Raw genomic sequence first — 20,888 nt, 5'->3', positions numbered from 1 at the left:
ATACTGTATTTTGATAGAAAATTGCGGGGGTTCTGAAAGATGAAAATTTATTTAACGAGACATGGCCAAACAGAATGGAATGTTGAAAATAGAATGCAAGGTTGGAAAGATTCTAAGTTGACTAATGAAGGAATAAATAATGCAATTTCTTTAAGTAAATCATTAAAAGATATAAAGTTTGATACAGTTTATGCGAGTACAAGTAATAGAGCGATAGAAACAGCTAAATTTATTATTGGCCAAAATGATATGAATCTCGTATTACACGAAGATTTAAGAGAAATTAATATGGGTGCCTGGGAAGGGAGAACACATGAAGAAATTAAACAATCTTTCCCTACACAATACAAGAACTTTTGGGAAAATCCAACACAATATGAACCAGCTGCTGGAGAAACGTTTGAGCAATTCGTACATAGGGTCGTGTCTATATTTCATACTATTATTTCAAATCATCAAGATGAAAACATTCTAATTGTTACGCATGCTGTGTTTCTCAAAGCATTACTTACGCATGTCAAAGGTAAATCTATTACAAATTTATGGGACCCTCCTTTTCTACATGGTACAAGTTTAACTGTTTTAGAAATGAAAGATGGAAATTATAATATACAGCTAGAAGGAGATACTACACATTTTGATAAGGTTGTAACAATTTAACGAACTGTTGATAGTAGAGACTCTATTTTCGTTTTTTTGTCACCAATTCGAGAATAGGGTCTTTCTAATCTGGGAATTTAGAGCATCAATACAGTTAGGAATTGACATAAATACTAGAAAGGAATGATACCCATGAATCGAATCGCTATCGTTGCAGCATGGGAACCAGAGCTTGCGTATTTACATAAATATTATCCAAGTTATCGTAAAGAAGAACGAGCGGCTTGGAAATTTCATTTTCATAATATGAACGGGATTGAAGTCGTTTCTGTCATAACCGGAGTCGGTAAAGTCCAATGTGCAAGTTGTGTTCAGCTTCTTATTAGTGAATTTCAACCAGAACGACTATTTATGACAGGAATTTGTGGAAGCTTATCAAATAAGGTGAAAAACGGTGATATTGTTGTCGCCACTAAAGTTATGCAACATGATGTAACAGGAGCGGGAACTGGAGCGGATCCGTTTGATTTATATACGGGCAGAGCAGCGTGTATTCACCCTTCGAAACATTTGATTAAAGAAATGAAAAAGTTGCAATTAGTTTATACCTCTCATTATGGTACCTTCATTTCAGGTGATCAACGTATTCGTAGTTCGGAAACGAGAGAATTGCTTCGGACAGTTTACGGAGCGCTTGTGGTGGATCAAGAAGTTGCTGCATTTTCTTACGTTTGTCATGTGAATGGCAGGCCATTTCTTTGCTTAAAAGCTGCTTCAGATCAAGCGAATGATAAAACAGTAGAAGAGCAAAGAGTATTTAAAATGTTAGCTTGTGAGAAAGCGTGCGAATATATAGTTGCATTTTTATTGTATTCTTTTAAAGAAATCAAAGCGTAGGTTTTCTTAACTATTTGTTAATGAATTTTTTAGAAAAGGCATTTTAGGTGATGGAGATGCAAATGAAAAAAAGTATACAAACAGATAATAATACAGTTTCTAATGGGATAGATGGTTATATCTTGCTTCAGGGAGATACTGTGTTTTTTATTTACGAGAAAAATATAAAAACAGATAACGACAGAAAAAATTTAGAAGAAAGGCTAAAATGGAGCATTCCCGCTGACGCTATTTTGCAATTTAATAATCCAAGTATAAAAAAGGAATTACAAACGGGTGATAAAATTAGAATAGAGTGTAGTGAAATACTTGAATCTTATCCTGCAAAGATACGGGTTGCAAAGTTAGAGAAAATTCAAGGTTAAGAGAGAGAGGTTTCATGCAATATTTGAAAATGTTGATGTAATTATGGATTATTTAATCACTAGAGTTACCAAAAGTGAATAATTAAAAAATAAACAAAATTAGTTATTAGCTTTCTTTTGAAACTAAATATATTATAATGGATAGGAAAAAGTTTTAGTAAAGAGGTTATGAAAATGGATAAAGTATACAACGATTTATTGAACATATTAGATGATAATAAAGTTAAAAAAGATGAACCGTTAAAACGATACACTTTCACTAAAACGGGTGGAAATGCGGATTATTTTGTTTTACCTACTACGTATCAAGAGGTACAAAACGTAATAAAATATGCAAATCAAAATAATATAGATTTCACTATTTTAGGTAATGGTTCAAACATAATTATTAAGGATGGCGGCATTAGAGGGATTGTTCTGAATTTAACTAAATTGACTGATATCTCATTGAAAGATAATAAGATAATTGTTCAAAGCGGGGCAACCATTATTGATACTTCTAGATTTGCATTGAAAAATCATCTAACTGGATTAGAATTTGCTTGTGGAATTCCAGGAACAGTTGGCGGAGCAGTATATATGAATGCGGGAGCATATGGTGGCGAAGTATCACATGTTATTGAAAGTGTATTAGTTATAACTAGAGATGGCGAAATTCTTAATTTAAATAAAAATGATTTAGATTTAGAATACAGAAACAGTTGCATTTCTAGAAAAGGATATCTTGTGTTAGAAGCGACATTTGATTTACAAGAAGGTGAATACAAAATAATCAAAGAAAAAATGGATGAATTGACATTTTTGCGTGAATCAAAACAACCATTAGAATATCCTTCTTGTGGCAGTGTTTTTAAACGCCCTCCAGGTATGTTTGCTGGTAAGTTAATTCAAGATAGCGGGTTGCAAGGGAAACAAATAGGAGATGTCCAAGTATCTACTAAGCATGCTGGATTTATGGTGAATGTAGGCGAAGGTACAGCGAGTGATTATGTAAAACTTATCCGATATGTGCAAGAAACGGTAAAATCTAAATTTAACGTAGAGTTAGAAACAGAAGTAAAAATTATTGGAGAAGATTTAGTATCTTAATGGTAAGCGCCTCTCGAAATGAGGTACTACAGTGTGAAGCTGGCAAAATAAAAAATGTGTAACAAGAAGAGAGATACGAATGTATGTCTCTTTTCTTCATATTACAAAGAGAGCATAGTAAATCATCTATAATAAAAAGGAGCTTGATGTGTTTCATGCAAAAGCAAAATAAAATTGCAATAATTGGTGGAACAGGTAAAGCAGGACGATATGTTGTAGAAAAAGCCTTAGAAGCAGGTTATCAAGTTCGAGTTCTTACAAGAAATCCAAAACAATTTACAGCGTTTGATAAACATATTGAGATTATAAAAGGTGATGCGAGAGATATTAAAGTAATTCGAACTTTGTTAGAAGGTTGTCATACGGTAATAAGTGCACTTGGTAAACCGAAAAGAGAGTCGTTTATTTTTAGTGATGCAACCCAAAATATTCTTACTACGATGAAAGAATTACATATTCAACGATATATTGTGGTATCTGGTGGATCGGTTGATGTACCAGGAGATAATAAAAGTTTCTTTAATAAAGTTGGAGCAAATATGTTTCGAATTCTATTTCCAAATATGATGAAAGATAAGTATAAAGAATTAGATTTGTTGTTAAAAAGTAATCTCGATTGGACATTTGTTCGCTTACCATTTGTAGTAGAAGGAGTTGCTACTAGCAAAATAAAAGAGAGTTTGACGGATATGCCCGGTATGAAAATTTATAATGGTGATATTGCTGATTTTTTAATTAGACAAATTTCCAGTCCTTTATATGTAAGAAAATGTCCTTTCATTGCTAATTAATAGTTTGTAGTCGATTAATTGTTTACCTATTTCCCTTTATGTTATAAGTACTGTATCAGCAAAAAAGCAAGATTCTCTGAAAAAATTAGGCACCTTTTTTGCACCTTTTAATATCCTTTTATTGTAAAATATTTATAGATGGGAGGAGTGTACATGAAATTTGAAGATAACAGAATACTAGGGATTCAGTTAGGTGCTTTACTAGTGACAGAGAATCATAGATATTTAGTGATAAAGAAAAATAATCATTATTCTCTACTTAATATTGAAACAATGGAATGCAGTATATTAGAAGTAGCCTTGGAGCATATTGAAGAAGTGATGGCAGAGGATTTGCAGGAAACAGTCAAACAAATTATTCCTGCTGAGCATTTGAAACTTGTTGCGAAAAATATTGTATGAAAGGGCGTCTTTCAAATGAATAATACTGAATATTTCGTTATTATTGATTTGGAATCGTTACAAGCGCAATTTGAATCTCTGCTACAAGCAGAGATTCAATGTAGTGAGAAGCTTTAGAATTGGCTAAAACGTCAGTCTAGACTATTAGACAATTAAAACGACATCATATTCAATTTCAATGCAACACTCAAATCAGTAAAAGTAGTGTGTGAAGCAGCAGGCATTCGTTTTGATTTTTCGGCGCAAACACTTAAAGAGTTAATAGAGTTATTTGAAAAAGAATAGAAGAGCTAAGTAAAATGTAAGCACGTAGATAATAAGAAATATTTATCGCATAATAATATTATGTAAACTATTTACAGGTTGTAAAGAAATAAAAATTTTATTTAACAATTAAGAAGTATAAGATTAATTGAGTGGAATTTATATTATTGATAGCAATGAAAATACTGAAAATTCGGGGTGGATTATAATGGAATGCTTAATAGGGGATGTAAAAGTTCATTATGAGGTTTATGGTTCTGGAAAACCAATTATCATGCTTCATGGTTTTTCTCCTGATTATAGACTAATGTTAGGTTGTATGGAACCTGTTTTTGTGCAAAAAGAAGGTTGGAAACGAATTTATATTGATTTACCAGGAATGGGACAAACAAAGGGATATGAATCTATTCAAAACTCAGACGGAATATTGGATCTTGTTTTAAAATTTATTGATACGATTATTCCAGATGAATCTTTTTTAATCGCAGGTGAATCATATGGGGGATACATAACTAGGGGCGTTATATCTAAGAGAAAAGACAAAGTAGATGGAGCAGCATTTATTTGTCCTATGATTATTCCGGATATAAACAAGAGACAGCTTCCTTCGCATACCGTTATTTACCGAGATGAAAGGTTTTTATCTCAGTTAAGTACGGAGGAACGTGAGTATTTCAGTTTGAATTTTGTAGTGCTTAACGAAAATAATTGGCAACGTTATCTTGATGAGGTTATATCGGGAATTAAAATAGCAGATGAGGCGTTTTTAATAAAAATAATGGAGCAATATGCTTTCTCATTTGATGTAGATAGTCAGTTATCCCTGTATGAAAAACCAAGCCTCTTTTTATTAGGAAAACAGGATTCAGTAACAGGCTACAAGGATGCTTGGAAGATTCTTGATAAATTTCCTCGTGCTACTTTTGCTGTTTTAGATAAAGCGGGACATAACTTACAGATTGAGCAGGATGTTATATTCCATTCGTTAATAAATGAATGGTTAAATAGAGTAGAAGAGAATATTGCAGCTTTTGAATAAAATTTAATAGTTTGTAAAAGAGATGAGTCAACTACCCACCACTTAAAAGCTAACACGTTTTGAAGTGGTGGCTTGAAAAAGGCCCTGGTTGTCTAGCCTCGGATTCCGTTCGTAGGTTGCATACCCAAGAATGATTCCCTAGTTCTTGGCTCTATGGTGGATCTGTAACAGTTCTGATTGGGAAGGAACGGTCAACCACAAGCCTTCTTGTGCGAGAAGTTGCCAACACCTACAAACATTGGCGAAGGGAAACAAACTCTTAGGAGGGACAAAACATGCGTGTATTTGTCAAGAATTTAAGAGGAGAACCACTTATGCCTTGCAATCCTCGTAAGGCACGGCTTCTTCTCAAACAAGAAAAAGCAAAGATTGTGGAATACACACCCTTTACCATTCAGCTCCAATACGCTACTGGTGAAACGGTACAACCTGTCACAATCGGTGTTGACAGCGGAGCAAAGTATGTAGGCGTTGCGATTACAACAAAAGAAAGAGTACTCGCAAAAGGAACCATTGCGTTACGCCAAGACATCAAAGAGAACCTGATCCTTAGAGCTACACTACGTAGAAATCGTAGACAACGTAAAACCCGCTACCGAAAAGCACGTTTTCTGAACCGAAAAAAGAAAGAAGGCTGGCTCCCACCCTCCATTCAAAGTCGAATCGATAATGTTATTCATTGGATAAAGAAATTCAAATCACTTGTACCATCCCAAAAAGTGATTGTCGAAGTAGGAAAATTTGATGCACAAAAGCTAAAAAATCCCGACATACAAGGAACAGAATACCAACAAGGGGATACCTTTGGCTTTTGGAATACGAGATATTATGTATTTGAAAGAGACAATTACACCTGTCAAATTTGTAAGAAGAAAGGTGGTATTTTGCATACACATCATATCATTGAACGATGCAGTGGCGGTTCAGATATGGCAGATAATCTTGTAACAGTGCATGATGAATGCCATCAAAAATTTCATCAAGGGAAAATCAAACACAGTTTCAAAAAAACAAAACAATATAAAGAGACAGCTTTTATGAATATATTGCGTTTACAAATCATGAATCGTTTAGATTGTGATATTACGTACGGCAGTTACACCACACCGAAGCGAAAAGAATTAGGTTTATCAAAAACACATGTAAATGACGCAATTGCGATTGCTCATCCAACACAACTACAAGAATATGATCAAAGCGGTGAGTTTCGAATTAAGCAATTTAGAAAGAAAAAACGCTCCCTGCATGAAGCAACCGCAAGAAAAGGAAGGAAAACAAAGAATACAAGTGCAAAACGGAACAAGAAAAATACACCACATATAGATGGAATCCATTTAGGTGATAAAGTAAAGGTTTTTGGACAAGTAGGATTTGTGACAGGATTTACAGGGAAAATGGTGTACGTACAAGATATACATGGACAATATATACAAAATCCTTCTAAATCCTATAAGCAAGTGAAGATGTCAGATATGGAATGTATACACCATACGAGAAATTGGTATTTTTCACAAATTAGTTAGGCTATGCCAAACGGAAATTCAGCCCCACCTTACCGCTGGGGCTCTTGCCCATCACGCGCTTGAAGATGGAAACTTCTTTCGGAAATACGTTAAAAATCCTGTTTCATGCAGGATTTTTTCTTAATAAATTAATGTATGTAATTTAGTGAAACCATTAAAAGTGAGTGGTCATTCATTCATTTTTGTGCTAAACTAAAAATACAGAATATTCAAAATTATAGGAGGGAAATATGATTATTAAAACAGGTGACGTTTTTACATGGGAAAGAACTTTTACTGAAGACGATGTTTTGCAGTTCGGAAGTTTTTCAGGTGACCAAGGTAGGCATCATATTGAACGTGATGAAAAAGGTCGTTTAATGGTGCAAGGTTTATTAACTGCAAGTATAGGGACGAAAATTGGTGGTGATGTAAATTACATCGCAAGAGAAATGGTAAGTGAATTTATTCGACCTGTTTTTACTGGAGATACCATTACATGCGAAATAACTCTTACAAATGTTGAACAAATGGAAGGTTTTAAAAAGGTAGAAATAAAGTCAGTATATCGCAATCAAAATGGGAAAGAAGTAATGCTAGGATCAAGTCATGGAATTATTCGGGACTGAACATTCTAAAATTGTAAATATGTATTAGTGGAATTTTTTACATAAAAAGTAATTAGGTTCCATGCTATATATGAGTATAATGTGGGCTAGTAAAGCTAGCCTTTTTTCATTTCATTTAAATGTTTCATACGGATTTACATGATTGTAGATTTTGTAGTAATTGGAGTGACAATCCATACACTTCTTGATCTTCTAGAGAATTTCACTATTCTTTCCGTAAAAGATGTAGTTGTTAACAGAGTTCCAATGTTCAACGGTGTTAAGTCCTTCATTAATCTCTCTACGGACTTCCTCAAAGTGTAGATAATCACATAAAAAAATGGTCTTAATTGCTTTCCTCAACTCACATAGAGCTTGATAGATAGGGCTCTCTCGTAAATCGCTTTCGCTGATGCGGTACCTAATCACAAAGCAGTCGCAAACTTAATAATTTGCTCATACTGTTGACGAATCAGATTCCAGTTAATGTGCTTCCGTAAGACGAGCTGCAAGTGAGGGGATTCCTCATTCATCACCGCTTCATGTCAATACAATTTCTGAAAGTCAATATCTTTGAAACGTGGTATCAGCTTAAAATCAAACAAATGATAAAAGGCAAACGTGACAACATTTTGTCCGTGCGTGTCGACATAATTTCAATCTATTTACATGTCTGTACAATGCTGAACCCCCTCCATCATGACTGCATCTCTTTTCGAATATTAGTAATACTTACTTACAAATTAAAATCTTTAATTTTATTTAATTATAATTTATGAGTATACTTACTGTAATAATATTTCGAATATTCGAAATAGTTATTATTCGAACACTTCCATGTGAGGAAAAGGGGGGAATCATTTAATGAGTTATCATTTAGACGAAAATCTGAAAAAAAGTGCAAGTAATTTCCCAGACAGTATCGCTTATATCTATAGAGATAAAAGTGTTACTTATAAAGAACTAAATCAGCAGGTAAATCGATTGGCTGCTGGTTTGTCTGCCCAAGGAATCGGGAAGGGAGATGGAGTAGCTCTTTTATTAGGGAATAGTCCTGAATTTCTTATTACGTACTACGGTATTTTACGACTAGGTGCATTTGTTGTTCCGATGAATCCTTTGTATACAAAAGAGGAAATCAACTACATTTTAGACGATAGTCAAGTTAAAGCAGTTATTGCTCACGTATCCGTAGAACCAAAGTTGTCAGAATTAAAGGGACAATTGGAACATTTAAAGCTAGTTATTTATACAGATGCCGAGGATCAGGAGTGGACATGGGAGCATCTGATGGAAACAAGCAATAATGTTTGCCTAAACCCTTTCATTGATCAAGAAGACCTTGCAGTTATTCTATACACATCAGGAACAACAGGGAAACCAAAGGGTGCGATGTTATCTCATCTTAACTTGGCTTCGAATGCAGATGCCATTTCAGAATTAATTGAACTCCATGATAAAGATTGTGTAGTAGCTGTTCTACCAATGTTTCATGTTTTCTGTATGACTATTTGTCTGAATGCGCCAATTGCTTGCGGGGCAACTGTCTTGATTCTACCTAAATTCAGTCCTCTTGATGTTATCAGTACCATTCGAGAAAAAAAGGCAACAGTGTTTGCTGGAGTTCCTACGATGTACAATTTTATCTTGCAATTGCCTGAATCTACTGCGGAAGATTTCTTATCCATTCGCGTGTGTATCTCTGGAGGTGCCTCGATTCCGGTCGAGCTATTACAAAAATTTGAAAACAAGTATGACGTTTCTATCATGGAAGGGTATGGCCTTTCGGAAACTTCTCCTCTCGTTGCTATTAATCCTTTACAGGGAACCCGTAAGCCAGGATCTATCGGTCTAGATATACCAGGCGTCAAAAGCAAAGTTGTCAATGAGGACGGAAAAGAAGTGCCGAGAGGAGAAGTCGGAGAATTAGTAGTTCAAGGGCCAAATGTAATGAATGGATACTTAGGGATGCCAGAAGCTACATCAGCTGCCTTAATAGATGGATGGCTTTACACTGGTGATTTAGCAACAATGGATGAAGAAGGATACATCTACATCGTTGATCGCAAGAAGGACATGATTATTGTTGGTGGATACAATGTATATCCTCGTGAAGTAGAGGAAGTTCTGTATCAACATCCTGCTGTTGTAGAGGCGGCCGTAATCGGAGTTTCCGATGGAGAATACGGAGAAAATGTAAAAGCTTATGTCGTAGTCAATGATGAACAGGTCACCATGAATGACATTATCCGATTCTGTCAGGATAGGCTGGTGAAGTACAAGCTTCCTAGACAAGTGGAATTTTCTAAAGAGTTACCTAAAAACGCAACAGGGAAAATTTTGCGTAGAGAGTTAAGACAATTGATTGAAGTCAAGTAAGAAACTAACCATATTATTGAAGGAGGAGTATTTATGTCGTCCATTTTAAAGGAAAAAGTTCAAGGACCAGTAGCGTGGAAAGGTATGGATCTAGCTAAAGATGATTCATGGGTTTATTATTTGTCCGAGAAAACGATTGCATCCCTTGAAAGCGCTTTAATTCATGTTAAACAAAAGGGGTTAAAAGCACCTAATTTTAACAAGGAGGACTTCCTGATTCCGGATCTCTCTGACGAAATTGCGTACTTTGTGGAAGAACTAGAGAATGGGAGGGGGTTCCTATTAATTCGTGGATTACCAATGGAAAGGTATACGGATGAAGAAGCGAGCATCATTTATTGGGGTCTCGGACTTCACATGGGCATTCCGGTATCGCAAAACGCAAATGGGGACCTCTTAGGGCACGTCATTGATCAAGGTCTTAGCTTAGAAAATTCAAATGTACGCGGTTATCAAACGAAACTGCATCTTCCTTTTCACGCAGATGGATCTGATGTCGTCGGATTATTAAGCCTTCGAAAAGGGAAATCTGGGGGGTTCAGTAGTATCATAAGTTCAATGGCTGTTTATAATGAAATTCTGGAGAAGTACCCAGAGTATCTTGGAATTCTCTGTCGTCCATTCATCTTTGATCGTCGCGGTGAGGAAGCGCCAGGTGAATCTCCAGTATTTACATCACCAATTTTTAGTTATTATGATGGTAAATTGAGCTGCAGATATGTCCGTACATTTATAGAATCAGCACAAGCGAAAACAGGTATCCATTTGTCAAAAGTCGAAATTGAAGCGTTAGACATACTGGATTCCCTCCTTCATGATGAAAATATGCATTATAATATGATGTTGGAAGAAGGTGATATGCAATTCGTCAATAATTATACAGTTCTTCACTCACGTACACAATACGAAGACTATGAAGAACCGGAACGAAAACGTCATTTATTAAGATTGTGGCTCACGATGCCAAATGGCCGAGAAATTGCAAACGATTTCGCGATGTTTATTGATGAGAAAACAGGTAAAGCGGGTCGCGGTGGTATTCCCGTACGTGGAAAAACAGCTGGTGGTATTGTAGAAAACTTGAAGTAATTGAGCTTAAACCTGAAAGTCTTACCTGTATAAACCGTTTCATAAGAACACCAATTAATTCATGTGATGGGGAGAACCTTTTCAGATTTCAGGAAAAGGTTTTCCTTGATGGCAAAAATAAGGGGGATTTATACGTTGAGCACTCCAAAATATTCTTGGATTATATTATTATTTCTAGTTGCTTCCGGTATGATCAACCAAGTTGATAAAATTGTGATTGGTTTAGTTTCCGTTCCCCTAATGAAAGAGTTGCATTTAAGCCCTTCACAATGGGGATTGGTGGGAAGCTCCTTCTTTTGGTTCTTTACCTTTTCCTCTATTATTCTTGGTGGCATGGCCGATTCTAGAAACACGAAAAAAATGTTAACTTGGATGTCATTTACATGGTTGATTGTTCAATTTGCTACACCTTTTGTTTCCAGTCTGTCTCTGCTAGTGCTTACAAGGATGCTCTTGGGAGCAGGCGAAGGCCCAGCCCCTGCTCTATCAACGGCTATCATGGGAAAATGGTTTCCGAAACATAGACATGGTATAGGCTTTGGTGCTGTTCTGCTAGGAACAACAGGTGGATCAGCGATTGCTTCGCCATTATTAATCTCCTTGATCGATCAATATGGATGGAGATCTGCTTTTATAGCCATGGGGATTGTTGGACTTATTGTGCTCATTTTATGGATCATTTTCGGTAAAGAAAGTCCACAAGAAATCGGGTTGCCTTCATTTCATCAAGAGGAGCAGCATTCATCAACCCTCTCTAAAGTTTCTTGGCGTCAGTTTCTTCCGCATCTGTTGTCTAAAAACTTTGTTTTTACCGTATTATGTGGAGGTTGTGCCTATTGGTTATTGTCCGTTCAAGCGATATGGTTTCCGGCATACTTTACCAAAGTTCAGCATTTTAATGGTCAAACATTAAAATTAGCCGTGTCGTTACCTTTTCTTTTCGCTGCCATTAGCCAAATTGGATTTTCTATGCTATCAGACCGGATTTATCGCAAAACTGGGGATATTCGTAAAGCACGAATCAATCTTGCCGGTTCCATGATGGTGCTATCTGCTCTTTGTGTATATCTAGCAAATGCTGTGAATTCAAGTGCTATATCCATCCTGTTCTTTACCCTTGCTCCAGGTTTTGCGTATGTCATTCTTTCACTCGCACCCGCAATATTGATGGATTTTTTTTCTCCACAAAACATCGGAAAAGCACAAGGGACATTCATTGCTCTTGCAAGCTCAACAAGTATTATTGCTCCACTCGTATTCGGGTATTTCATCCAATATGCAGCGACTGAGGCAATGGGATATCGTTATGGGTTTGAAATTACTTCATTAGGTATGTTCGTTATCGGATTATTGTTTTGGATCGTTGTACGTCCCGCGAAGCAAAGTCACACAACAATAAAAACAGAGGAGCAAGTGAGTATTTAAAAGACATACAGCAAATAAAGGTATAATTATAACTTCAAAGAAGGATATTTTTAGTTAGTGAATATGCTAAATTGAGAAAAGAAGATTATAACTATGTTGATTGATTATTTGGTCAATGAATCTATTATTTAGTTTTTTGAAAGGGTTAGTTTGTGAGGTTGAATGACGGTATATATTAATACAACTTATTTATAAATTAAAAATAACAATTTTATTTAATTTATAGTTATAAGTATAATAAAGAAAAGAAAATTCAAAATATTCAGTCATAAAACTAACGTAAACGCTATCAACGTTTTAAAAGATAGCGAGAGGTCCGGATCCAAGGGCGATTAAGATGCTTCTCTTTTCTTCATTATTAACGCTAAAAAAATTCAGTCATCTTAAGTTAGAAAATAACCAAATTAATAAAGGAGGATTATTTATGTCAATCATTTTAAAGGGAAAAATTCAAGGGCGTTCAGCATGGAAAGGCCTTGAACTAGCTAAAGATGATTCATGGATTTATTATTTGTCCGAAAAAACGATTGCTGCTCTTGATAAGGCATTATTACATGTTCAGCAAAAGGGATTAAAAGCACCAGATTTTAAAAGGGAAGATTTCCCGATTCCTGATCTCGCTGACGAAATCAAATACTTTGTCGACGAACTGGAGAATGGGAGAGGGTTTCTATTGATTCGCGGATTGCCAATGGAACGGTATACTGACGAAGAAGCAAGCATCATTTACTGGGGTCTTGGACTTTACTTGGGACTGCCGATCATCCAAAGCAAAACTGGGGACCTCTTAGGGCATATCAAAAACATAGGTAAAGACTTTAATGATAATACAAAAGTAAGAGGTTACCAAACAAATGTGCATCTTGACTATCACACAGATCTTGCTGATGTAGTCGGATTACTATGTCTTCGCAAAGCGAAATCTGGTGGTTTAAGCAGTATCGCTAGTGCAATGTCTATCTATAATGAAATTCTGGAGAAGCACCCAGAGTACCTTGAACTTCTTTATCGTCCATTCGCCCATGATCTTCGTGGGGAAGAAGCAACAGGTCAATCTCCGGTAGTTCAATCACCAATCTTTAGCTATTACGATGGTAAATTGAGCTGCAGATATATTCGCCAATATGTCGAATCAGCACAAACGAAAACAGGTATCTCTTTGTCAAAAGAGGAAATCGAAGCATTTGATTTTATAGATTCCCTTACTCATGATAAGAACTTTCATATTGATATGATGATGGAACCAGGTGATATGCAATTCGTTAATAATTATGCGGTTTTTCATTCACGTACATTATTTGAAGATTATGAAGAAGATGACCGCAAACGTCATTTATTAAGATTGTGGCTCATGATGCCAAATGGCCGAAAAATTGCCCCGGATTTCGAGTTTTATATTGGAGGAGTACCTGTAAATAGATAAACAGCTAGTGGTAAGTAAAATCATCATTCTTTTTTATATCAAGCGGTATGGTGATTTTATTCATCGAAATAAGGTGAATAAAATCACCATTGTATGTTTTTTTATGATGAAGTGAATGTGAGGGTTTCAGGACCGGAATCAAGGTTTAAGGAATAGCCGAGTTAATTTTAAAATAAATGGAAGTGAGGATGATGTTTCTTGGCAAATTTAGATCCGCAAGCAGAAAAATATTTACAAGCATATAATCAGATGCCGCCTATTCACGAGATGGATCCTAAGACTGTAAGAGAAATGCTTTCTAATGCGCCGCGCCCTGCTGTAAAATTAGATCCGGTTTCAACGGTAGAGAACTTGATGATACCGGTAAGCAAAGATGAAGAAATCAAATGTAGGGTATACATACCGGAGGGGCAAGGTCCCTTCCCGATATTTATTTACTACCATGGTGGAGGATGGGTTCTAGGAGACATTGAAGTGATGGATGCAAGTTGCCGAATGATAGCAAATAGAACGGCTAGTATTGTTGTATCTGTAAATTATCGTCTTGCTCCAGAGTATAAGTTCCCGACTCCGGTCGAAGACGCATATGCGGCATTGGAATGGGTTTATGAAAAAGGGCCCTCCTTTAACGGAGATGTTACTAGATTGGCAGTCGGAGGGGATAGCTCAGGTGGAAATCTAGCGACAGTAGTAACTATGATGGCGAGAGACAGAAAAGGTCCCGACATCGCTGCACAGGTCTTAATCTACCCTGCGACAAATCTTGAGTTTAATACGGAATCCCATCAAACATTTGCAAAAGGATTTGGTCTGGATCGCGAACAGCTGATTTGGTTCCGGGATCATTATTTAAGGAATGATGAGGACAGGTATAATGAATACGCTGCTCCTTTGGTTGCTGATGATTTAAGTGGTCTCCCGCCAGCAATCGTGATTACAGCAGAAAATGATGTGCTTCGGGATGAAGGAATGGCTTATGCTGAACGTCTAGAAAAATTTGGTGTGCAAGTTGAATATGCGTGTGAACTCGGTATGGTCCACGGCTTTTTTTCACACATGGCTATTTTCTCTAAGAACATTGAATCAACTGTCTCTAAGATTGACAAGTTCTTGAATACCGCTAAATATACAATTGGGTAGATGAAGATTAAAAGTTATAAAAAAACGAGCCTCAGCTTTTAGCGAGGCTCGTTTTTTAAATACACTATTATTGGTAATCTTCGATACAGTTACAATATCAATTCTAGCTGTTTAGTAAAAAACGGTTTCTCCAATTCCGCCGGTTACTGAAATAACATCACCAGTAATCGATGCCGCCAAAGGTGAAGCTAGGAAGGTAATGACATTAGCAATTTCTTCTACTGTAATCAAGCGGCCGAGTGCATTGAGTGCTGCCATCTGACGCACAGCATCTTCATTAGTGACTCGGTTTCTAAACATTTCCGTATCGACAATCCCTGGATAAACAGCATTGACGTTAATTCCGTGCTTTCCTAATTCTAATGATGCGGATTTTGTTAAATGGACAACAGATGCATTACGTGGACCGGAACTAAAATAATTGCCGCCGATTCTAGCAGCCAGACCACTTATATTTATAATACGTCCCCAATTATTTTCTATCATATAAGGAGCTACAGCTCGCATACAACGAAAATAGCCCATATACTTTTCTTCAAAATCTTTCAAAATAAGTTCATCTTTAATACTATGAAAATCCTCTGGCTCAAAGCCGCCAACACGGGCTCCACTGTTGATTAAAATATCAATGCTTCCCATTGCTGCTGCTGATTTTTCAACTAAATTTAGGATAGAGTCAGGATCAGTTGTATCTGCCACAATTGGATAAATATTTCTGTTTGTTTCTTGAGCTAATTCCTCTGCAGCGATTTTTAGTGAGGATTCGTTTCTTGAACAAATCGTACAATCTACACCTTCTAGAGCCAATTGGCGAGCAGTAGCTTTACCAATCCCTCGGCTTCCTCCAACAATCAGTGCTTTTTTTCCAGATAACTTTAAGTCCATAGTTCAACCTCCTGTTTTGATTTAACCGTAAAAGACCAAACTTGAAAGTCAATTTTCGGAATATTAAGTCATTTCTATTTTTGATTCTACAGATAAATTATAATTAAATAAAATTAAAAATTTTAATTTGTAATTAAGTACTACTAATATAAAATAAAAAAAGCTATTTTGTAAATAAAATAGGCTCGATACCTTAGTAAAACGTATCAGTCTTTTATTTTTCTTGTACAATCGAATAGGTTCTTCAAGAGGATGAGCGCACCCCTATTCTCGTTTATCCTGCTATTCGTGGCCACCTCAAGGTTGAGAGAAGCGAAGAGGATAGGGGAGAATAACTGTCCGTAAAAGCCCGATTTGTGAGAGCTTTCCATCAGTGGAGGATAAAGAAAGCCCCCACTTTCACTTTATTGAGGGAAGGAGGAGAGAGGCATAATAAAATTTGAAGCACTGAATCTGCAGATTTACATATGGATAATCATGTCTAAAAGCGACTATAGCTTTTACCAGCAATGTCATCAATTCGGGGGAAGAAGATATTGTTAGTTCCTCTACTTTCGTGGAATTGAGTAAGTAGGCTGTCTCTTTTGCTTCCTTGAGATTTACAAATATTAGATTAGAATGATTCTATCTTCACCGGTTGGTACAGCACCGTATGCCAGTGAGCGATTAAAAATTTTTAGTCTTAATTCCTTTTCTAAGTTGGCAATGGGCTGGTTGATCGTGAATTGGGTCATATGAAGATTCCATGCTACTGTAGATAGAGAGCTGTGTTTTGTGATTACAACAATATGTTGTAATTGTTTACTGTCCATAATTGTACCCCCTTTTTGAATATTAGTAATACTTACTTACAAATTAAAAATTTTAATTTTATTTAACTGAAAATTATGAATATAATGAATTAAATAACAATTAATACAATCGTAATAGTTGTTATTTTAAGCGCTTTCATATAGGTAAAGGAGGGGGACAGCACTTAAAAAGTTATAATTTATCTGACAAAGAATTTGAGAAGGGAGATGGAGTCGCTCTTTTATTAGGAAACAAGCTATCATATTTATGAGAGCACTTTCATCATTAGGAAGGCTTGCAGTAATTCTATACACATTAGGAATAACCGATGAAGCAAAGGTTGCAGTGTTATCTCATCAAAACTTGCACATAAATGACGGGTTCTGTCAGGATAAGCTGGTTTAGTACAAGCTTCCTAGATAAGTGGAGTTTTTAAAGGAGTTACTTAAGAAAACAAATGAGAAACTTTAAAAGTTGCATTAGAAAAGGAAGGAGGAGTACCTATGCCGTCCATTTTAAAGGAAAAAATTCAAGGACCAGTAGCGTGGAAAGGTATTGATCTAGCTAAAGATGATTCATGGGTTTATTATTTGTCCGAGAAAACAATCGAATCTCTTGAAAACGCTTTATTTCTTGTTAAACAAAAGGGTTTAAAAGCACCTAATTTTAACAAGGAGGACTTCCCGATTTCGGATCTCTCTGACGAAATTGCTTACTTTGTTGAAGAGCTAGAGAATGGTAGGGGGTTTCTATTAATTCGTGGATTACCAATGGAAAGGTATACGGATGAAGAAGCGAGCATCATTTATTGGGGTCTTGGAGTTCACTTGGGCATCCCGGTAACGCAAAACGCAAAAGGTGACCTCTTAGGACATGTCATTGATCAAGGTCTCAACATTAATGATTCAAATGTACGCGGTTACCAAACGAATGCACATCTTCCTTTTCATCCAGATGGATCTGACGTAGTCGGATTATTAAGTCTTCGAAAAGCTAAATCTGGAGGGTTCAGTAGTATCGTAAGTTCTATGGCTGTTTATAATGAAATTCTTGAGAAGTACCCAGAGTATCTTGGAATTCTTTATCGTCCATACTTCTTGGATCGTCGTGGTGAGGAAGCACCAGGAGAATCCCCAGTATATTCATCACCAGTCTTTAGTTATTACGAAGGTAAATTGAGCTGCAGATATAATCGCGGATATGTCGAATCAGCACAAGCGAAAACAGGTATCCATTTGTCACAAGTTGAAATTGAAGCATATGACTTAATGGATTCCCTCCTTCATGATGAAAACATGCATATTGATATGATGTTGGAACCGGGGGATATGCAATTTGTTAATAATTATACCGTTCTTCATTCACGTACTGTATACGAAGACTACGAAGAACCGGAACGCAAACGTCATTTACTAAGATTGTGGCTCACGATGCCAAACAGCCGAGAAATTGCACCTGATTTTGCCATGTTTATTGATGAGAAGACAGGTAAAGCAGGTCGCGGTGGTATTCCCGTACGTGGAAAAACAGCTGGTGGTATTGTAGAAAACTTAAGGTAAGGGGAGATTTTTATATTGAACACCCCAAAATATTCTTGGATAATATTATTATTTCTAGTTGCTTCTGGTATGATCAACCAAGTTGATAAAATTGTCATTGGCTTGGTTTCCGTTCCTGTAATGAAAGAGTTACATTTAAGCCCTTCACAATGGGGATTGGTGGGAAGTTCGTTCTTTTGGTTCTTCACCTTTTCCTCTATCATTATTGGGGGCATGGCTGATTCCAAAAACACGAAAAAAATGTTAACTTGGATGTCACTTACATGGTTGGCTGTTCAATTTGTTACACCTTTTGTTTCTAGTCTGTCTCTGCTAGTGCTTACAAGGATGCTCTTGGGAGCAGGCGAAGGCGCAGCCCCTGCTCTATCAACGGCTATGGTGGGAAAATGGTTCCCGAAACATAGACATGGTATAGGCTTTGGCGCTGTTCTCTGTGGAGCAACAATTGGGCCTGCAATTGCTTCACCATTATTAATCTCCTTGATCAATCAATATGGATGGAGATCTGCTTTTATAGCCATGGGGATTGTTGGACTTATTGTGCTAGTTTTATGGGTCATTTTCGGTAAAGAAAGTCCACAAGAAATTGGGTTGCCTTCATTTCATCAAGAGGAGCAGCATTCATCAACCCTCTCTAAGGTTTCTTGGCGTCAGTTTCTTCCGCATCTGTTGTCTAAAAATTTTGTTTTTATCATTTTGTGTGGAGGGTGTGCCTATTGGTTATTGTCTGTTCAAGCGATATGGTTTCCGGCATACTTTACTAAAGTTCAACATTTTGATAATCAAACATTAAAATTAGCCGTGTCGTTACCTTTTCTTTTCGCTGCCATTAGCCAAATTGGATTTTCTATGCTATCAGATCGGATTTATCGTAAAACTGGGGATATTCGTAAAGCACGAGTAAATCTTGCCGGTTCCATGATGGTGCTATCTGCTCTTTGTGTATATATGGCAAATGCCGTGAATTCAACTGTTATATCCATCCTGTTCTTCACCCTTGCTCCAGGTTTCGCCTATGTCATTCTTTCACTCGCACCTGCAATATTGATGGACTTTTTTTCTCCCAAAAACATCGGAAAAGCACAAGGGGCCTACGTTGCTCTTGCAAGTTCAACAAGTATTATTGCTCCGCTCGTATTCGGGTATTTTATCCAATATGCAGCGACTGAGGCAATGGGATATCGTTATGGGTTTCAAGTAACTTCTTTAGGTATGTTCGTTATCGGATTATTGTTTTTGATTGTTGTACGTCCCGCGAAGCAAAGCCACACAACAATAAAAGCAGAGGAGCAAGTAAGTATTTAAAAATCATTGATGGATCGAGGAGGGAAAGAAATAAGTAAATATGAAAAGGAGGCTGCATAAATGGATCGTTGTGTACATTGTCATGAAGAATTAGCCATTATGGAGCGAAATCGCAGTGAGTGCTGGAATTGTCAAGAGAAGATGTCCGAGACTTACTCTGATGATCATATTGAAGTAGAAGATGAAGTAAAATAGTTTGTATAACTGAATTTCCCCCTTTATGACAGGGGGATAATTTTTCATTATGAAATCAGGAGCAAATGTAATAGCCAAACTTTCAATGATGTCTTGCATAACTCCGTCCATATTTATAGTAATTGTTCAATGTTCATGACTGTACTCCTTTTTAAATATTAGTAATACTTACTTACACATTAAAATTTTTAATTTTATTTAATTATAACTTATGAGTATAATCAATAACATGATATGTTTTAAAAATTTTGAATATTCTTAATATAGGAGGAAATGTAGAATGTCATCTAAACAATTGTTTGATTTAACAGGACAGACAGCAATGGTTACTGGAGGTGGTAGCGGGTTAGGGCGTGTAATGGCACTGGCGTTGGCTGAGGCCGGAGCAAACGTGGTAGTTTGTTCACGTCGTATAGAGGTTTGCGAAGAAGTTGTGAAAGAAATCGAGGCGTTAGGAAGACAAGCACTTGCCGTATCATTGGATGTAACAGTTCCTGAATCTATCGTTCAAGGTGTGGAGAAAGCAGTTTCTCATTTTGGAAAAATCGAAATTTTAGTCAACAGTAGTGGAACGGTTTTTGAAACGCCTGCTACGGATATGCCTTTAGAACAATGGCAATCTATGCTCGATACAAATGTGACAGGAACATTTTTAATGTGTCAGGCTGTAGGAAGACATATGATAGACAACGAATACGGAAAAATCATTAACATTTCTTCTTCAATCGGCTTTAAAGGTACTGACCCAGAAGCTGTAGATTCTGTAGGATATACAACAAGTAAGGGTGCAGTTATGACTTTAACGAAGGATCTTGCAGTTAAGTGGGGGCGCCATGGAGTGCATGTGAATTCCATTGCTCCTGGAGTTTTCACTACTGGAATGAATAACCCAGAAATACCGGGAACACTTGTACATAAGGCTGGCCCGATTATCGCTTCACAAGTTCCAGTGAGGAGGTTAGGTAGAGACAATGATTTAGTAGGAGCAGTCCTTTATTTTGCTTCAGCAGCTTCTGATTATTGTACAGGACAAATATTGACTCTTGATGGGGGACTTGGCGCTAAGTAACTATCAAGTTGATAGCGTAAATTAATAAAACTTAATTATATGTTAAAAATAATAATTTTACTTAATTGGT

20 protein-coding genes and 1 pseudogene are annotated in these 20,888 nt (G+C 36.5%); 18 read left to right on the top strand and 3 right to left on the bottom strand.

Annotated elements, in window-relative coordinates; translation table 11 throughout:
• Positions 1-39: 39 nt before the first annotated feature.
• The 9 genes from ACTDJC_RS12060 (at position 40) to ACTDJC_RS12020 (ending at position 7,578) form a co-directional block, all read left to right on the top strand.
• Positions 40-660 carry a histidine phosphatase family protein gene (locus ACTDJC_RS12060; protein WP_440603539.1) on the top strand — a complete coding sequence of 207 codons (621 nt, stop codon included), beginning with the start codon at positions 40-42 and terminating at the stop codon, positions 658-660.
• Between the two features lie 132 nt (positions 661-792).
• Positions 793-1,497 (top strand): 5'-methylthioadenosine/S-adenosylhomocysteine nucleosidase, encoded by a 705-nt coding sequence (gene mtnN, locus ACTDJC_RS12055; RefSeq protein WP_440603538.1) that lies wholly within the window; start codon positions 793-795, stop codon positions 1,495-1,497.
• A gap of 56 nt (positions 1,498-1,553) precedes the next feature.
• Positions 1,554-1,862, top strand: coding sequence for a DUF3221 domain-containing protein (locus tag ACTDJC_RS12050; RefSeq protein ID WP_440603537.1), 309 nt, complete (start codon positions 1,554-1,556; stop codon positions 1,860-1,862).
• Positions 1,863-2,030: 168 nt separating this feature from the next.
• Positions 2,031-2,951 (top strand): UDP-N-acetylmuramate dehydrogenase, encoded by a 921-nt coding sequence (gene murB / locus ACTDJC_RS12045; protein ID WP_440603536.1) that lies wholly within the window; start codon positions 2,031-2,033, stop codon positions 2,949-2,951.
• 155 nt (positions 2,952-3,106) lie between these two features.
• Entirely contained in the window at positions 3,107-3,742 is a 636-nt protein-coding gene (locus ACTDJC_RS12040; RefSeq protein ID WP_440603535.1) for an NAD(P)-dependent oxidoreductase, read from the top strand.
• A 153-nt stretch (positions 3,743-3,895) separates the two neighbouring features.
• Positions 3,896-4,144, top strand: a complete 249-nt coding sequence (locus tag ACTDJC_RS12035) for a hypothetical protein (protein ID WP_098311311.1) — start codon at positions 3,896-3,898, stop codon at positions 4,142-4,144.
• A gap of 469 nt (positions 4,145-4,613) precedes the next feature.
• On the top strand, positions 4,614-5,447 hold the full coding sequence (locus tag ACTDJC_RS12030; protein ID WP_440603732.1) for an alpha/beta fold hydrolase: 834 nt from the start codon (positions 4,614-4,616) through the stop codon (positions 5,445-5,447).
• A 275-nt stretch (positions 5,448-5,722) separates the two neighbouring features.
• Positions 5,723-6,970 (top strand): RNA-guided endonuclease IscB, encoded by a 1,248-nt coding sequence (iscB, locus tag ACTDJC_RS12025; RefSeq protein WP_440603534.1) that lies wholly within the window; start codon positions 5,723-5,725, stop codon positions 6,968-6,970.
• A 230-nt stretch (positions 6,971-7,200) separates the two neighbouring features.
• Positions 7,201-7,578: an FAS1-like dehydratase domain-containing protein gene (locus tag ACTDJC_RS12020; protein ID WP_440603533.1), complete on the top strand. Its 378-nt coding sequence runs from the start codon at positions 7,201-7,203 to the stop codon at positions 7,576-7,578.
• A 148-nt stretch (positions 7,579-7,726) separates the two neighbouring features.
• Here the strand turns inward: ACTDJC_RS12020 and ACTDJC_RS12015 are convergent.
• Positions 7,727-8,276: pseudogene (locus tag ACTDJC_RS12015) on the bottom strand (Tn3 family transposase); the annotation flags it as partial.
• A 145-nt stretch (positions 8,277-8,421) separates the two neighbouring features.
• Here ACTDJC_RS12015 and ACTDJC_RS12010 point away from each other — a divergent pair.
• The 5 genes from ACTDJC_RS12010 to ACTDJC_RS11990 all read left to right on the top strand — a co-directional run bounded on the left by ACTDJC_RS12010 (position 8,422) and on the right by ACTDJC_RS11990 (position 15,013).
• Positions 8,422-9,936, top strand: coding sequence for a long-chain-fatty-acid--CoA ligase (locus ACTDJC_RS12010; RefSeq protein WP_440603532.1), 1,515 nt, complete (start codon positions 8,422-8,424; stop codon positions 9,934-9,936).
• Positions 9,937-9,969: 33 nt separating this feature from the next.
• Positions 9,970-11,025 carry a TauD/TfdA family dioxygenase gene (locus tag ACTDJC_RS12005; RefSeq protein ID WP_098309861.1) on the top strand — a complete coding sequence of 352 codons (1,056 nt, stop codon included), beginning with the start codon at positions 9,970-9,972 and terminating at the stop codon, positions 11,023-11,025.
• Between the two features lie 135 nt (positions 11,026-11,160).
• On the top strand, positions 11,161-12,450 hold the full coding sequence (locus tag ACTDJC_RS12000; protein WP_440603531.1) for an MFS transporter: 1,290 nt from the start codon (positions 11,161-11,163) through the stop codon (positions 12,448-12,450).
• A 424-nt stretch (positions 12,451-12,874) separates the two neighbouring features.
• Positions 12,875-13,873, top strand: coding sequence for a TauD/TfdA family dioxygenase (locus tag ACTDJC_RS11995; RefSeq protein WP_440603530.1), 999 nt, complete (start codon positions 12,875-12,877; stop codon positions 13,871-13,873).
• A gap of 198 nt (positions 13,874-14,071) precedes the next feature.
• Positions 14,072-15,013: an alpha/beta hydrolase gene (locus ACTDJC_RS11990; protein ID WP_440603529.1), complete on the top strand. Its 942-nt coding sequence runs from the start codon at positions 14,072-14,074 to the stop codon at positions 15,011-15,013.
• 111 nt (positions 15,014-15,124) lie between these two features.
• Here the strand turns inward: ACTDJC_RS11990 and ACTDJC_RS11985 are convergent, their stop codons facing one another.
• Both ACTDJC_RS11985 and ACTDJC_RS11980 read right to left on the bottom strand, forming a co-directional pair.
• Complete coding sequence (locus ACTDJC_RS11985) at positions 15,125-15,898, bottom strand: SDR family NAD(P)-dependent oxidoreductase (protein ID WP_098309857.1); 774 nt, start codon at positions 15,896-15,898, stop codon at positions 15,125-15,127.
• Between the two features lie 608 nt (positions 15,899-16,506).
• Positions 16,507-16,710: a helix-turn-helix domain-containing protein gene (locus ACTDJC_RS11980; protein ID WP_098309856.1), complete on the bottom strand. Its 204-nt coding sequence runs from the start codon at positions 16,708-16,710 to the stop codon at positions 16,507-16,509.
• A gap of 483 nt (positions 16,711-17,193) precedes the next feature.
• On the opposite strand from ACTDJC_RS11980, the gene ACTDJC_RS11975 reads away from it, so the two are divergent.
• The 4 genes from ACTDJC_RS11975 (at position 17,194) to ACTDJC_RS11960 (ending at position 20,818) form a co-directional block, all read left to right on the top strand.
• A complete protein-coding gene (locus tag ACTDJC_RS11975) occupies positions 17,194-18,249 on the top strand; it encodes a TauD/TfdA family dioxygenase (RefSeq protein WP_440603528.1) in 1,056 nt (351 codons plus the stop codon).
• A gap of 15 nt (positions 18,250-18,264) precedes the next feature.
• A complete protein-coding gene (locus tag ACTDJC_RS11970; RefSeq protein WP_440603527.1) occupies positions 18,265-19,554 on the top strand; it encodes an MFS transporter in 1,290 nt (429 codons plus the stop codon).
• 60 nt (positions 19,555-19,614) lie between these two features.
• Positions 19,615-19,749, top strand: coding sequence for a hypothetical protein (locus ACTDJC_RS11965; protein WP_255258138.1), 135 nt, complete (start codon positions 19,615-19,617; stop codon positions 19,747-19,749).
• Between the two features lie 280 nt (positions 19,750-20,029).
• Positions 20,030-20,818 carry an SDR family NAD(P)-dependent oxidoreductase gene (locus ACTDJC_RS11960; RefSeq protein WP_098309853.1) on the top strand — a complete coding sequence of 263 codons (789 nt, stop codon included), beginning with the start codon at positions 20,030-20,032 and terminating at the stop codon, positions 20,816-20,818.
• Positions 20,819-20,888 lie beyond the last annotated feature (70 nt).

It is taken from the genome of Bacillus sp. GB_SG_008 (genome assembly GCF_052038115.1).
Classification (GTDB): domain Bacteria; phylum Bacillota; class Bacilli; order Bacillales; family Bacillaceae_G; genus Bacillus_A; species Bacillus_A rhizoplanae.
The sequence above is the reverse complement of the archived record's forward strand: the minus strand, read 5'-3'. Positions and strand labels throughout refer to the sequence as shown.